14 protein-coding genes are annotated in these 13,226 nt (G+C 67.2%); 5 read left to right on the top strand and 9 right to left on the bottom strand.

The genetic code is table 11. The annotated features are described in order from the left end of the window. Positions 1–20: 20 nt before the first annotated feature. From RX333_RS10835 to fliF, 5 genes are read right to left on the bottom strand one after another with little or no spacing between them, the layout of a single operon-like run. Positions 21–1,058: a flagellar motor switch protein FliG gene (locus tag RX333_RS10835; RefSeq protein WP_316014954.1), complete on the bottom strand. Its 1,038-nt coding sequence runs from the start codon at positions 1,056–1,058 to the stop codon at positions 21–23. Next, on the bottom strand, positions 1,055–1,786 hold the full coding sequence (gene fliP, locus RX333_RS10840; protein WP_410056065.1) for a flagellar type III secretion system pore protein FliP: 732 nt from the start codon (positions 1,784–1,786) through the stop codon (positions 1,055–1,057). The genes RX333_RS10835 and fliP overlap by 4 nt, the downstream gene beginning before the upstream one ends. After that, the gene (locus RX333_RS10845; RefSeq protein WP_316014982.1) at positions 1,767–2,072 is read right to left on the bottom strand and encodes a FliM/FliN family flagellar motor switch protein; all 306 of its coding nucleotides are present in this window, start codon (positions 2,070–2,072) and stop codon (positions 1,767–1,769) included. The genes fliP and RX333_RS10845 overlap by 20 nt, the downstream gene beginning before the upstream one ends. Beyond that, entirely contained in the window at positions 2,065–2,640 is a 576-nt protein-coding gene (locus tag RX333_RS10850) for a FliH/SctL family protein (RefSeq protein WP_316014955.1), read from the bottom strand. The genes RX333_RS10845 and RX333_RS10850 overlap by 8 nt, the downstream gene beginning before the upstream one ends. Then, positions 2,637–4,196, bottom strand: a complete 1,560-nt coding sequence (gene fliF / locus RX333_RS10855; protein WP_316014956.1) for a flagellar basal-body MS-ring/collar protein FliF — start codon at positions 4,194–4,196, stop codon at positions 2,637–2,639. The genes RX333_RS10850 and fliF overlap by 4 nt, the downstream gene beginning before the upstream one ends. 131 nt (positions 4,197–4,327) lie before the next feature. Between fliF and fliL the strand changes: the two genes are divergently transcribed. The 5 genes from fliL to RX333_RS10880 are packed head-to-tail and all read left to right on the top strand — an operon-like array spanning position 4,328 to position 8,529. Beyond that, a complete protein-coding gene (gene fliL / locus RX333_RS10860; protein ID WP_316014957.1) occupies positions 4,328–4,846 on the top strand; it encodes a flagellar basal body-associated protein FliL in 519 nt (172 codons plus the stop codon). Positions 4,847–4,866: 20 nt separating this feature from the next. Then, positions 4,867–5,250, top strand: a complete 384-nt coding sequence (locus RX333_RS10865; RefSeq protein ID WP_316014958.1) for a hypothetical protein — start codon at positions 4,867–4,869, stop codon at positions 5,248–5,250. After that, positions 5,247–5,825, top strand: coding sequence for a hypothetical protein (locus tag RX333_RS10870; RefSeq protein ID WP_316014959.1), 579 nt, complete (start codon positions 5,247–5,249; stop codon positions 5,823–5,825). Before RX333_RS10865 ends, RX333_RS10870 begins: the two co-directional genes overlap by 4 nt. Continuing rightward, positions 5,822–6,688, top strand: a complete 867-nt coding sequence (motA, locus tag RX333_RS10875) for a flagellar motor stator protein MotA (RefSeq protein ID WP_316014960.1) — start codon at positions 5,822–5,824, stop codon at positions 6,686–6,688. The genes RX333_RS10870 and motA overlap by 4 nt, the downstream gene beginning before the upstream one ends. Further along, positions 6,685–8,529, top strand: coding sequence for a hypothetical protein (locus tag RX333_RS10880; RefSeq protein WP_316014961.1), 1,845 nt, complete (start codon positions 6,685–6,687; stop codon positions 8,527–8,529). Before motA ends, RX333_RS10880 begins: the two co-directional genes overlap by 4 nt. Positions 8,530–8,980: 451 nt before the next feature. Here RX333_RS10880 and RX333_RS10885 read toward each other — a convergent pair whose 3' ends face one another. Genes RX333_RS10885 through RX333_RS10900 form a run of 4 tightly spaced genes read right to left on the bottom strand, consistent with a single transcriptional unit; the run spans position 8,981 to position 13,171 of the window. Beyond that, entirely contained in the window at positions 8,981–9,787 is an 807-nt protein-coding gene (locus RX333_RS10885; protein WP_316014962.1) for a DUF4198 domain-containing protein, read from the bottom strand. Continuing rightward, positions 9,784–11,286 carry a glucosylglycerol-phosphate synthase gene (ggpS, locus tag RX333_RS10890; RefSeq protein ID WP_316014963.1) on the bottom strand — a complete coding sequence of 501 codons (1,503 nt, stop codon included), beginning with the start codon at positions 11,284–11,286 and terminating at the stop codon, positions 9,784–9,786. The genes RX333_RS10885 and ggpS overlap by 4 nt, the downstream gene beginning before the upstream one ends. Further along, positions 11,283–12,059 (bottom strand): HAD family hydrolase, encoded by a 777-nt coding sequence (locus tag RX333_RS10895; protein ID WP_316014964.1) that lies wholly within the window; start codon positions 12,057–12,059, stop codon positions 11,283–11,285. Before RX333_RS10895 ends, ggpS begins: the two co-directional genes overlap by 4 nt. After that, the gene (locus RX333_RS10900) at positions 12,056–13,171 is read right to left on the bottom strand and encodes an NAD(P)H-dependent glycerol-3-phosphate dehydrogenase (protein WP_316014965.1); all 1,116 of its coding nucleotides are present in this window, start codon (positions 13,169–13,171) and stop codon (positions 12,056–12,058) included. Before RX333_RS10900 ends, RX333_RS10895 begins: the two co-directional genes overlap by 4 nt. Positions 13,172–13,226: the final 55 nt, after the last annotated feature.

A 13,226-nucleotide genomic window follows, 5' to 3' on the forward strand; every position in this document is an offset into this window, starting at 1 on the left:
CAAAGATCGACTGAACGGGGTCAGGCATCGGGCTGGATCAAAGTGATCTCCTTCGTATCGGCCAGGCGCTGGATTTCGGTGATCATTTCGGATTGGGCCTTCTCGCCCACTTTCAGCTTCACGTCCTCGAACTGGCGAAGCTCTTCGGCGAACCGTTCCGACAGGCGGCGCGAGATGTTTTCGAGCACGAAGGACACGCTATCGGGATAGGTGGCTTGCGCCGAGGCGAGCGCGGTGAGCAGCGTCGTCTCCTCGATGTTGCGGACGACGGTGGCGACGTCGCGCGGCTCCACTCTCCTTGGCAGATCGCCGAAGGTGAACATGACCTTCTGGACCTGGTCCGACAGGTCCGGATCGCGCCGGTCGAGATGGCCGAGCAGGTCATGGCGCGTGGTGGCGGAGAGGTTGTTCATCATGCCCGCGATCAGGTCGGCCGGGCTGCGCACGTCGCCGCCCTCGACGGCAGCCGAAAGGAAAGTCTCGACGATGATGCGCTCGACCAGAGCGAGGACGTGACGATCGAGACGGGGCACCCGCGACAGGCGCAGCACGACGTCCTGTGCGAAGGCCTCGTCGAGGCATTCGAGCACGCCCGCGGCGCGATCGGCACGCAGTTCGCTGAGCACCACGGCCGCGGTCTGGGGGTGCTCGTTCTGCAAGAAAAGGGCGACAGACGCGCTGGGAGCCTGGCCCAGACGGTTCCAGAACGACCTGTTCATGGTGTTGTCCACGTCGCTCATGATGCGGGCGACCTGCTGGCCGTCGAGCACTTCGTCCAGCATCCGCCGTGCGGCCTCGGAGCCGCCGGCGATGCCGATCCCCTCTCCCAGCGCCTCTTCGAACTCGGACATGATCTGCACGATGGTCGCCTGCGGCACGCGGCGCAGGCCGGAGATGGCGACCGCGAAGTGCCTCAGCTGGCTTTCGTTCATGTCGCGCATCAGCGGGGCCGCGCGGTCCGGGCCCAGCGCCGCCAGGACGATGGCCGCCTTCTGAGACGGCGTCAGCGGTCCGTCCGGCATCGTCCGGCCGGACACCGTGAGGGCGGTCTGGCTCATGAATAGCTCCGGATCAGGGCACCGGCGAGCATCGACCAGCCGTCGGCGAGGACGAAGAACGCGAGCTTGAAGGGCAGCGAGACCACCGCCGGCGGCACCATCATCATGCCCATCGACATCAGGATCGCCGCGATGACGAGGTCGATGACCAAGAATGGCAGGAAGATCAGGAAACCGACCTCGAAGCCGCGCTGCACCTCCGTCAGCATGAAGGCCGGGACGAGCATTTCGAGCGGTGTAGCCTCGCCGTCCGGCACGGCCAGTCCGCGCGCATCGGCCAGCGTCGCGATCGTGTCGGGATCGACCCGGTTAAGCATGAAACCGCGGAAGGGCGCGATGGCCCGGTCGAACCCGGCCTCCATTTCCAGCCGGCCATCGATCAGCGGGGAAATGCCGAGATCCCACGCCGACCGGAATGTCGGCTCCATGATGAACCAGGTCAGGAACAAGGCGAGGCTGACGAGGAGCATATTGGGCGGCGCCTGCTGCACCCCGATGGCCTGGCGCAGGATCGACAGGACGGTTATGAGGAAGGGAAAGCAGGTGATCATGATGGCGAGGCCGGGCGCGAGGCTGAGCACGGTGACGAGAGCGAAGAGCTGTACCGTCCGCGCCGTCACGCTGCCGTCACCGCCCAGGTCGAGCGCCACGCTCTGCGCCTGCGCGCCCGAAGCCAGCGCAATCATGACGAGCGTGATCAGACCGGTCTCAATCGCCGTCCGTGACATCCGCGACCTCCGTCAGGCGTACGGCGAGGCGGCCGGACCCGTCGTCGAGTTCCTGCAACTCCCCCCGCGCGATGAGGCGGTCGCCGACGTAGAGGTCGACGGGATCGGTCAGGAGCGTGTCGAGCGTCAGCACGGAATCGCGGCGCAGGCGGACGAGATCCGCGACCATCGGGCGGGCCCGACCGACCGCGACAACCACTTCGATCGGCACCCCACCGAATGCCTGGGGCGCGCCGGAGCTCGCCAAGGATCGGCGCTGCGGCTTGGCCGTCGATGGATCAGCCATGTGCGTGTCGGTCATCTTCTAAAAGCTCCTCTTCGGTCAGGATCGCGCAAATCTCGTCGATGGCGCGATCAGGATCGATCGTGTCGAATCCGAATTCGGTTGTGATCCGCGCGCTCTGCTCGGCGAGATCGGGATCGGGGGCGATGGGGACCCCGAGCGGAAGCGCGTCTGCGAGACGCTTCGCCGTTTCGGGGTGCAGGTGCAGGGTCAACGCAGCCTCGGGCGTGCGGTCGAGGACCTGCCGGATAGCCTCGGTCAGGCGTGGCGCAAAATCCCGCGCGGCCTCCTTGCGCAGGACGGTATCGCAGGCTGCGAGGATCAGCGCGCACGCTTGCGTTTCCGCGGTCCGGCGTGCGGCGGCGAGTTGCAGCGACGCGTCGGACAACGCTTCCATCAGGTTTTCTGACAGGGCCTCGGCGAGCCGATCCTGCGCGTCCGCAGCGCGCGCCGCACCGGCTGCGAACCCTTCGGCATAGCCTTCGGCCCTCAGGTCGCGGGTTTCGGCGGCAGCCGGGGCTGCCCGGCCGTCGGTGTCGAGATCGCCGAGGCGGAAGAGACGGGCCGTCATGGCGCACTGCGCTCCGCGAGGTCGGAGTCGATCCAGCTGCGCAGCAGGTCCCGCGCCTCCTCGTCCCGGTCCTCGACGGTCTTGCGCAGTCGGGACAGCGGCGTCTCGGGCACCGGCTCCGCCTCGATATCGGCGGTCAGGCGCGCCAGTTCGGGCAACTCCGGCCCGTGTTCCGGCGACGGGAGCTCGCGCGGGTCCGTCAGCAGCGGCGGCTTGCGGGGCATCAGCATCGGGCGCACCACGAACAGTCCCAGCACCAATGTCACGAGAGCCAGAAGGCCGAACTGGATGATTGCCAGCGGGGATGGCCCCTGAGCAAAGAGCGGCGCGGCTCCGCGTTCCTGACCGAAATCCTCTGCCTGATCGAATTGCAGGCTCTCGATCGTGAGGACGTCGCCGCGCGCGAGGTCGAACCCCACCGCTGCGCGGACCAGTTCCGCAAGTGCATCGAGCTCGGACTGCGGGCGTGGCTGCCAGGTCAGTTGCCCGTCCGGACCGGTCGTGGTGATTCCGTCGACGAGCACCGCGACGGAGATGCGGCTGACGGCGCCGGGTGCGCTGACCCGTTCGCGCAGAACCTCCGAGACCTCGTAGTTCACCCGCTCGCGCGTGCGGGTCAGCTCGCGGCTGGAATTGCTGCCACCGGCGCCCGCATCGCCGTCAGGCAGGTTGCTGGCGACGGAGACCTGGGCAGGCCCGTTGCCGGAGGATTCCTCGAGATCCTCCTCGACATCGGTGTGGATGGCGACGCGGCTGTCGGGGTCGATCACGCGTTCCGTGATGGTTTCCGCATCCATCTGCGTCTCGATGCTGAGTTCGACGATGGCCGCGCCGCGTCCGACCCGCGCCTCGATCAGCCGACGCACGTTCTCCCGCAGCTGCGCTTCTCGGTCGCGGCCTGCGCCCGAACCGAGCTCGTCGGTCGCATCGACGATCACGCCGCGTTGGCCATCGATGATGGAGACCGATTCAGGGCTGAGCCCCGCCACCGAGGAGGCGACCATATGACGGATCGCGCGCGCCTGTTCGGCCCCCAGGACGCCACGCGCCATGATGACGGTGACGGACGCCGATCCGTCCGTCCCGCGGCGGAACGGCGCGTCCGCCCCGGCTGCGAGGTGCACGCGGGCCGAGCGCACCGAGGGGGAGGCGGCGATCGTGCGTGCGATCTCTCCCTCCTGCGCGCGCGCGTAGGCCGCATCGAACATCTGCGACGTGGTGCCGAAACCGGACAACCCGTCGAGCAGTTCGTACCCCGCCCCGCCCGAGGCCGGCAGACCGCGCCCGGCCAGCGACAACCGCAGCGCGTCACGTTGCGCGCCCGGCACGTAGATGGCGCTGCCGCGTACCTGATGCACGACGCCATCCGCTTCGAGCGCGGCCAGAACCTCGGCCGCGATCGGAGGCTCCAGCCCCGAATAGAGAAGCTCCAGCTTCGGCTTCAGCGCCGTGCGGCCCATCACGACCAGCAGCAGCACGACCAATAGCGTGCTGCCCAGGACGACCATCTGCCTGGCGCGGGACACCGTTTCGAATCGCTTCAGCAGTTCACTCACGTTCGGCCTCTTTTCCCGGCGTTTCCGAGGCGCGTTCTGCACCCGGTGGGACAGGCTTAGGCGGAGGGGACTTAAGAATTGGTTAGTGGTCGGTCCCTAGAACGGATGTCGAACGACGACGGAGCGATTCGATGAGCGAAGCGACGAGAGAGCCCGCGACGGCACGCAAGGGCAGGGGGTTGATGGTGCTTGGACCGCTGGCACTGGTCTGCGGCGCGGGGTCCTATGCGTTCGTGCACCTCGATCCGCTGGGTCTGCTTCCTCAGGTCGCGGTGGCCGCGCCGACCTCGCTGGAGGGCGAGGAGGCGGCGGGGCGCGAGATCGTTCAGGCCGGTGCGACCCGCGCGGGTATCGCCGCCTTCGTGGAGGTGCCGACGATCGTCATCAGCCTGCCCAACCCGGTCGAGACGCGCCACCTGCGCTTTTCCGCCACGCTCGACGTCGTGCCGGAGGCCGTGGAGGAGGTGCGCGCCGTGGTGCCGCGGGTGCAGGACATCCTCGCGACCTATCTCAGCTCGATCTCACCGTCCCGGCTGGAACAACCTGCGGCGATGCTGACATTGCGCAGCCAGATGATGCGCCGGATCGCGCTCGCGACCGGTCCGGATGCGGTGCATGGCGTCCTCGTCACCCAATTCATTCTCGAATAACGATGAAAGGAGCATTCAGCATGGATCTGATCGCGGATGGCATCCTCATTCTCAGCACGCTCAGTCTCGCCGTCTACTGCACGGTGATCTCGCGGCGCCTGAAGGCCTTGCGGCGGCTCGACAGCGGAATGGGGGCGGCGGTCGCCAACATGTCCCTTCGCGTCGACGACATGCGCGCGGCGATCGACGCGGCTCAGCGACAGTCGGCCTTAGCGCTCGACGGCATGACGGAGCAGACCCAACGCGCGGAACGTGCCGCGGGACGGCTGGAGATGCTGCTCGCCACGCTGCACGATTCGCGCAGCCAGACTGCGGTGCCGGTGCGCGATACCCTTCGCGAGTCGTCGCGCAAGCGCGAGTTCGCAGGCTCCCTCAAGGATGCCTGCAAGGCGATGTCGCGATGAAGGCGGCGCGCCGGGTCTCGGCCCTCGCGATCCTCGCCTTTCTGCTGGTCTCTTCGGCCGCGGTACGCTTCGTCGATCATGCGGGGGCGGTCTCGCAGATCGTCGCGGGCGTCGTCCCCGCCGCGATCGCCACGCCCAGATCGTCGGAAGCCGTCGCGGACTTGGGCGAGGAGGACGCGATGCTTCGCGCCCTGCGCACACGTGCTGCGGAACTCGACCGGCGTGAACGCGATCTCGCGGCCCTCGAGCAGGATCTCGAACGCACGAGAGCCGGGTTGGAGGACCAGGTTGACGCCCTGCGACAGGCCGAGGAGGACCTGCGTGCCACTCTCGCGCTGGCAGAAGGGGCCGCCGATGCCGATGTCGCCCGGCTGACGGGGGTCTACGAGCAGATGCGGTCGGCGCAGGCGGCCGCGATCTTCGAGGAGATGGATCCCAGCTTCGCGGCCGGTTTCCTGCTGCGGATGGAGCCCGGCAAGGCGGCGGCGATCCTGTCGGAGATATCGGCCGGCCAGGCCTACGCTCTAAGCGCGGTCATGGCCGGGCGCCACGCGGGCGGGGGACAATCGCGATGATCGGAATCGTCGGCATAGTCGTCGTCTTCGCGATGGTGGTGGGCGGCTACCTTTGGGGCGGAGGGAAACTCGGTATCATCTTCTCCTCCCTCCACTACGAGATGATGATCATCGGCGGCGCGGCATTGGGGGCGTTCATCATCTCCAATGGCCTCGAAACCATCAAGGGCGCGGCGCGGAACGTCGCGGCGGTCTTTACCGGCCCGAGATGGTCGGAGCAGGATTATTCCGACGTGCTGATCCTGATCTACGATCTGCTCAAGATCGCACGGGCCAGTCCGATCCAGGTCGAGGAACATATCGAGGCGCCACAAGACAGCACCTGTTTTCAGAAGTTTCCGCGGATTCTCGCGGACGAGAAGGCGGTCGCCCTGATCTGCGACACGCTGCGGGCCGCCTCGATGAACTACGACGATCCCCATCAGGTCGAGGAGATCATAGACAAGCGTCTCGACATCCAGCTTCATCACGCGCTCAAGCCCAGCCATGCGCTGCAGACCATGGCCGACGGGCTGCCCGCTCTCGGGATCGTCGCCGCCGTGCTCGGGGTCATCAAGACGATGTCGTCGATCGATCAACCCCCGGAGGTGCTGGGCAAGATGATCGGCGGCGCGCTGGTGGGGACGTTCCTCGGCGTGTTCCTGTCCTATGCGCTTGTCGGCCCATTCGCGACCAAGGCGCGCGAGATCGCGGAGCAGGATCATCAGTTCTACCTGCTGATCCGGGAGGCACTCGTTGCGAGCCTGCATGCGCATGCGCCGAACATGTGCGTGGAGATCGGGCGGCAATGCATTCCCGGAGAGTTCCGCCCCAGCTTCGACGCGCTCGATACGGCATTGCGCGAACCGGCGGCCGGCACGTGAAGGGAAGGATCGGCATATGGATCGCCTTCGTGGCGATGGTCGCGCCCGGATTCGCGCAGCCCCTGATCCGGTCGGGGGAACATGCTTCCTTCACCCGCCTCGTGATCGAGGCGGACACTCTGCCGCAGTGGAAGGCGGTGCGGCGCGGACGAGAGGTGCAGATCGAACTGGCGGCTGAACAGATGCTCGCCCTTCCATCGGTCTTCGACAGGATCGGCCGACGAAGGGTTGCGTCCGTCGACTGGGCGGACGGGGTCCTGTCGCTCGGCCTGGCCTGCGATTGCGCGGCGCAGGTGACCAGCATCGACGACAAGGTTCTCGTCATAGATGTTCGTGACGGAGGGAGCGCAGCTGTCTTTCCCGGACCGGATCTCGTCGAAATCCATGAGGAGCAGGCAGGCAACCCGGACGTGACGGACGCGGGTCCGCAGGCCGAGGTCCCGGACGTGCAGAACGCTACGGGCGCCGGCGAAGACGAACGGGTGCGGGCCGCGCTCATCGAACAGTTGCGTGCCGCCCAGCGAAGATCGGATATTGTCCTGCGAGAGGACCTTTCGGCCTCCCCTCATCCGCCCCCCCGTGTCCCTGACGTCTTGCTCGAACCGCGGCCGGATATCGCACGGCGGGGATCGACCGCGCCGCGCTCTCCCCGCGAGCAGGGCGCGTGCGGGGTGCCTTTGGGAGAGGAAGAGGTGCGCCCCGCCGAGGATCAGCCGCATCGCGTCGGCGCCGCAACCGAGGAGACGGTGATATACCTGCTCGCGTGGGGTTTGGGTGCGGAGGCGGAGGCGATGATCCGCGCCGCGTCCCCACCGCTCGGGAAGGCGTCTGTCTATCTCGCGATCGCGCGCCTCCTCGACGATCGGCCTGCCGGGCCGGCGCTCATCCCCTATGAAGATTGCGATGGTGCAATCGGGGTGTGGGCGCGGATCGCGCGGACCGATCCGCGAGGGAAGGATGTCGAGATCCTGGCCTCCTTCGCCTCCGACTACAGGCGCATGGTCGCACCCTACCTGGCCGATAGTTTCCTGCAGGCCAACGTGCCGGATCAGGTGGCACCGGTGGTCGCGCTGGCCGCACGCGATGGCGTTGAGCCATCCGATCTGCTGCGGTTCCTGCAGGGCCGCGCGGCACGCGCGCTCGGCGAGGATGCTCGCGCCCGGCGGATCTGGCTCGGCCTGAGTGCTGAAGGAGGGCTGACCGGTGCTCTCGCGCAGCTGGAACTTGCCGAGCTGGCCCTGGCCGAAGGTGATGTGCTGAGCGACGGCGCGCAGCTCGACCTCGCCGCGCTCGCCTTCGAACTGCGTGGCACGCGGCATGGGCGTCATGCGGTCGAACTGCTCGCGCGACACCACGCGGCGCGTGGAGCGCTGACCGCCTCTCTCGACATCCTGAAGGCCCGTATGGAGCGGGACGACGTCGCGGCGGACGTTTATCGGCAGGTCGCGCTCGAACTCATCCGGATCACGCCGGCCGATCATGCCGATTTCGCCCGGGCCGTGTTGCGCCATGCCGATTTGATCCCCGTCGGCGGGAGCGGGGATGCCACGCGACTGTCGGCGGCATCCGGCTTGATCCAACTCGGCCTGCCCACGGCGGCGCGCGAATTGCTGGCGCCGCAACTGTCGCGCAGTGACGCTCGGGCGCAGACGCTGTTGAGTTCCGTCGAGCATCGACGTCACGTGCCCCGCGGCGACTCAGAAGGGGCAGACGGCCCGTCCGACGCGACGCATCGGTCGGGAGAGGACGCGCTGTCGGCCCCCGATCTGGCAGAGGTGACAGCCCTTCTTGCCCGGACGTCCCGACTGCTGTCCGAACTGGAAGCCGGGGGGGAGCCATGACAATGGGGCTCGACACCGGTCGGGACAGCCGGAAATCGAGCAGATCGCCAAATTACGATCGGTGCGAGATGCCTCATCTGCGCGGACCGCTTCACGCGGCATAGATCCACAGTGAGGCACGCGGAGTTGCTCTTGGGGGAGGCCCTCGGCCGGTGTTGGCCAACCCTGTGTCGCGGCTGTCGAGTGCGCGCGAACGTCTCGACCTGAGCGGCCGATAGCGCGGTCGGGCTGGCCACGAGACGGATCGTTGCTCAAGGCCATGACCCTTCTGCGAGTAAGGGAGGGCTGCTTCCGACGACCGTGATCCGTAGTGGGCGACGTCGAGCCGTCTATCGGCGGTCGTGTAGCTACCTATATTCCGGCGCAGATCTCAATCGTTTCGCGCGCGCAGGTGCTTCGACTGCCAGGACCTATCGGCTCGATCCGGCGGGCGGCGAGACGCGTGTGTCGCCTAATCGCCTGCCTCGCGCGTCCAGGTCAGCGATGCCCAGTGCGAGTGCCAGACCGGGTCGCCATCCTCCACCGGCTCGCGCGGCTCCATGAAAACCGCGTTCGCGAGGTAGAAACCCGGCCCGATCGCGGGAACGGTGGCACGCCCCTCGGCATCGGTCGTGAGGTGGTGGAGGGTGACGGTTCCGTCCTCGGCACGGTGGAAGAGGTTGATGCGGGCTTCGGGCTGCGGCGCCCCGTCGAAATCGTAGCGCAACTCGACTGTGGCGCCCGGCTCGAAAACATCGTTTAGCGCGATGAGTTCGACCGGCAATCCCAGCGACCGATCCGCGCCCGCGGCGCCTCCGACCGACAGGAGCGCCTTGGCCGCACGCGAATAGCTTTCGGAAAAGCCGGTTTCTGGCAGGCCGCGCGCAACATGGCGATCGAGAATGGGCGACAGACCTTCGGAGGCGAGGAAACTCGCGAACTTGCCTGGTTCGCGATAGGTGAGTTCATTATCGCTAGTGACTTGCGCGACGATGTACGCGCCCGGTTCCAGCGCCTCCAGCACGATTGCGGGCCGCGCGCCGAGCCTTCCTTCGATGGGCCTCGGCTCCCCGTCGGCCGCGAACAGCTCCAGACTGCGGTAGTGGCGGGGAAAATAGGGCATCTCGCTGCCGGTCATCTCGGTCCCCACGAAAATGCCGAGTTCCGCCGTCTCACCCGCGGCGATCTGATGATTCTCCGCCTCGAGCCAGTACTCATGTGCATGGCCGGGCAAAGCGGTCGCCGCGCAGAGCGCGAGTGCGCCGAAGATATGTTTCATGCCGCGTCCTCCGCACCGTCATCGTTGCGAAGACGGTCGAACAGGTCGATCTGGGATGCAACCCACGCGTTGATGTCGAAACGCCGCACGCGTTGGCGCAGCAGTTCCATGCGGCCGCGCCGGTCCTCCTCCTTCATGTCGAGCGCCTGCTGGATGCCGCGATCCATGGAGGCGTTGGAGAACGGGTTGACCGGCACGGCCCCTTCCAAGAGCACCGCCGTGCCCGCGAATTCCGACAGGACGAGCACGCCGTCGCCATCGTTGCGCGCGGCACAGAATTCCTGCGCCACGAGGTTGAGGCCGTCGGCCAGCGGCGTGATCCAGGCCACGTCCGCGGCCCGATAATAGGCGATCAGGTCGCGCAGGGGGATCGCGGTCGAAATCAGCGAGACCGGCTGCCATTCGAAGGAGCCGAAGGTGCCGTTGATCCGGCCCGTCAGCTCTTCGATGCGCTGCTGGACTTCCTCATAGGCGGTCATGTTGCGGTTGGCCCCGACCGAGACGTGCATCAGGCGCACCTTGCCGTGCAGATCCTTGCGGGCCTGCAGCAATCGCTCGAACGCTTCGAGCTGTTCGATGTTACCCTTTGTGTAGTCGGTTCGCGCGACCGAGACGATCAGCTTGCAATCGCCCAGATCCTCGCGGATCTCGGCGGTCTTGGCCTTCACGTCCTCTTCTTCGGCGGTCTTGCCAATATAGTCGGCATCGGTGCCCACGGGCGAGGTGTCGACGATCACGCGGTGGTCGTGATGCTGCAGCATCTGGGTGATCGCGCGCTCGGATAGGGCCACGCCGCGCGGCGACATGTCGTCGGGCGTCGCCATTTCCGCGATCGCGCGGGCGGAGGTGAGCGACCGGCACACCGCCTTGAAGTTGTTGGAATAACGCGGAATGTGGAAGCCGACGGAGTCCGCGGCGAGCAGGCTCTTGATGATCTCCTCCCGCCACGGAAGCACGTTGAACAGATCCGGGTTGGGGAAGGGCGTGTGGTGGTAGAACGCGATCTTCACGTTCGGCTTGAGCTGGCGGAGGTATTTCGGGACCAGCCACAGGTTGTAGTCGTGGATCCAGACGACCGCATCGTCGGCGGCCTCGTTCGCGGCGGCCTCGGCGAAGGCCCAATTGACCTCCCGGAACATCGGCCAGTCGACGGGGTCGTAGTTGTAGCGCTCCTTGAACCCGTGGAGGATCGGCCAGAACGCCTCCTTGGACGTCACGTGGTAGAAGCTCGATACCTGCTCGGGCGTGAGCGGCAGGCGGGAAACGGAGTACTTGCCGTAGCTGTCGTCGATCTCGATGACCCGCTCGAACTCGGGATTGGCGGGATCGTCCGCGTATTTCCAGGCGACCCAGCTGGCCTTCTCGACCCGGCCGAAGAAGCTTTTGAGCGTCGGGACGATGCCGTTGGGGCTGGAGTTCTCGCGCAGCTCGATCTTGCCGTCGACCTCCACCTCTTCATAGGGCTGGCGATGGTAAACGATGACGAGATCGGAACTCATGTGGTGTCTCCTTTTGCGTCGGGGTGCAGGTCGAAGGCGGCGATCGCCTCCATGATGCCGGCCGCACCGATGGCGGTGCAGTGGCGGGCGGTGTCGATATCGGCGGTGGCGTCAAGCAGCGGCTGCTCGGACCCGCCGACGACCGCACCGTTCAGCCCGGTCTGGAACATGGACAGGTCATTGAGGGTATCGCCCGCGACGAGGACCCGGTCGCGGCTGACGCCGAACGCATCGAGAAAGCGCAGCAGCGTCGGCCCCTTGCTGACCCCGCGCGGCAGCACGTCGAAGAAGCGGTCGTCGGAGATCAGCCAGTCGAGGCCGAGCCCGTCCACTGTCTCCTTAGCTGCCGGGTCGAACCGCCCGGCGTCGAGGTCGTAGCTGACGCGGTAGCGGAACGGGGTCGGTTGCAGCGTCAGGCCCGGTACCCCGTCGAGCGCCGCGCGCACGCGCGCGCCCGAGTCCTGCCAGCGGGAGGCGATGTCGGCCTCCAGGTCGGGCAGGACCTGCAGCTTACGCGCCGCGCCGTCGCTATCCACCCGCGCCACGGTCGTGCCCACGTCGCCGATCACGAAGTCGGGCCACGGCACGAACCCGTCCGAGCACAGGTCGTGGATGAACTCGGGATCCCGCCCGGACACGAAGACGAGTCCGACATCGCTGCGGCGCGCCTCGATCCAGTCGTAAAGGTCGCGGCGTTGGTCATCGCTGCCGCCGAGGAAGGTGCCGTCGAGATCGGTGGCCAGGACGAAAGTGGCTTTCGACAGGTCGGTCATCGGTTCGTATCTCCAAAATAGTCTCGGGCCGCGTCCTGCGCGGGATGGGCGATCGCGACGTCGAGCGCGCGCGGCTCCGCCTCGATCGGCGCGCTCCAGTACGTCGCGAAGGCATCGCCGATAGGCGCGCCCTCGGCCACGATGGCGCGCACCATCTCGCAGATCGGCATGTGCAGACCCCGCGCACGGGCGAGGTCCGTGACGGTCATGGCGTTGTCGCGGCCCTCGACCACGACGGGGCGGCCCTCGAAGACGTCGCCCTCCGCCACGCCTGCGCCGCGCTGGAGGCCGTAGGAGAAGTTGCGCGATTTCTCGGACGAGCAGGTCAGCATCAGATCGCCCATGCCGCTGAGCCCCGTCACCGTCTCGCGCGAGCCGCCGAGCAGCACGGCGAGTTCCTTGATCTCGCTGAGACCGCGGGTGATGAGGGCCGCGCGCAGGTTCTCGCCCAAGCCCGCGCCCTTCACCATGCCGCAGGCGATGGCGATCACGTTCTTGACCGCGCCGCCGATCTCCACCCCGACGAGATCGTCCGAGACGTAGGGACGGAAGCTGTAGGTGGTCAGCGTCGCGGCCATGCGGCTGGCGGCCATGCCGCGGGTCGAACAGGCGACGGTGACGGCGGTCGGTAGATCCTGCGCCGTCTCGACCGCGAAAGTGGGCCCGGAGATCGCGCCGAGCACGCGGCCGGGTGCTTCCTCGGCCATGATGCCGGTCATCAGCAGGCCGCTTTCCGCCTCGATCCCCTTGGCCCCGGCGAAGATGGGGACGTCCGCGGCGGAATGGGCGGCAACGGCGTGCGTCACTTCCCGGATGCTGGTCGACGGCGTGATGATGAGGATCGCCTCGGCCCCGGCGATCGCGCTCTCGAGGTCCGGGGTCGCCTCGATGCCCGGCGGCAGGTCGATATCTGGCAGGTAGCGCGAATTGACCTGGTTGAGCGCGATCTCCGTCGCCGTGGCCGCATCCCGGCTCCACTGGCTCACGTTGCGTCCCGCGCGCACACCCACGGCGGCGAGCGCGGTGCCCCACGCGCCGCCTCCGACGACACAGATGCGACCGTAGGGTTTCACGTCCTGCAGGTTTCGGGCGGCGCCCGGCGGCTGGCTCATCTCACGATTCTCCCGTCGTTTCGCGCGACAGGTGGCGCAGGCCGCGGCGAAATCA

This window comes from Roseobacter sp. HKCCA0434 (assembly GCF_032464675.1).
Lineage (GTDB): Bacteria > Pseudomonadota > Alphaproteobacteria > Rhodobacterales > Rhodobacteraceae > Pontivivens.

Coding starts and splice junctions, on each gene's coding strand:
- RX333_RS10895 (WP_316014964.1), bottom strand. CDS start 12,059: ATGACCGACCTGTCGAAAGCCACTTTCGTCCTGGCCACCGATCTCGAC.
- RX333_RS10885 (WP_316014962.1), bottom strand. CDS start 9,787: ATGAAACATATCTTCGGCGCACTCGCGCTCTGCGCGGCGACCGCTTTG.
- RX333_RS10845 (WP_316014982.1), bottom strand. CDS start 2,072: ATGGCTGATCCATCGACGGCCAAGCCGCAGCGCCGATCCTTGGCGAGC.
- RX333_RS10870 (WP_316014959.1), top strand. CDS start 5,247: ATGAAGGCGGCGCGCCGGGTCTCGGCCCTCGCGATCCTCGCCTTTCTG.
- ggpS (WP_316014963.1), bottom strand. CDS start 11,286: ATGAGTTCCGATCTCGTCATCGTTTACCATCGCCAGCCCTATGAAGAG.
- RX333_RS10850 (WP_316014955.1), bottom strand. CDS start 2,640: ATGACGGCCCGTCTCTTCCGCCTCGGCGATCTCGACACCGACGGCCGG.
- RX333_RS10865 (WP_316014958.1), top strand. CDS start 4,867: ATGGATCTGATCGCGGATGGCATCCTCATTCTCAGCACGCTCAGTCTC.
- RX333_RS10900 (WP_316014965.1), bottom strand. CDS start 13,171: ATGAGCCAGCCGCCGGGCGCCGCCCGAAACCTGCAGGACGTGAAACCC.
- motA (WP_316014960.1), top strand. CDS start 5,822: ATGATCGGAATCGTCGGCATAGTCGTCGTCTTCGCGATGGTGGTGGGC.
- RX333_RS10835 (WP_316014954.1), bottom strand. CDS start 1,058: ATGAGCCAGACCGCCCTCACGGTGTCCGGCCGGACGATGCCGGACGGA.
- fliP (WP_410056065.1), bottom strand. CDS start 1,786: ATGTCACGGACGGCGATTGAGACCGGTCTGATCACGCTCGTCATGATT.
- fliL (WP_316014957.1), top strand. CDS start 4,328: ATGAGCGAAGCGACGAGAGAGCCCGCGACGGCACGCAAGGGCAGGGGG.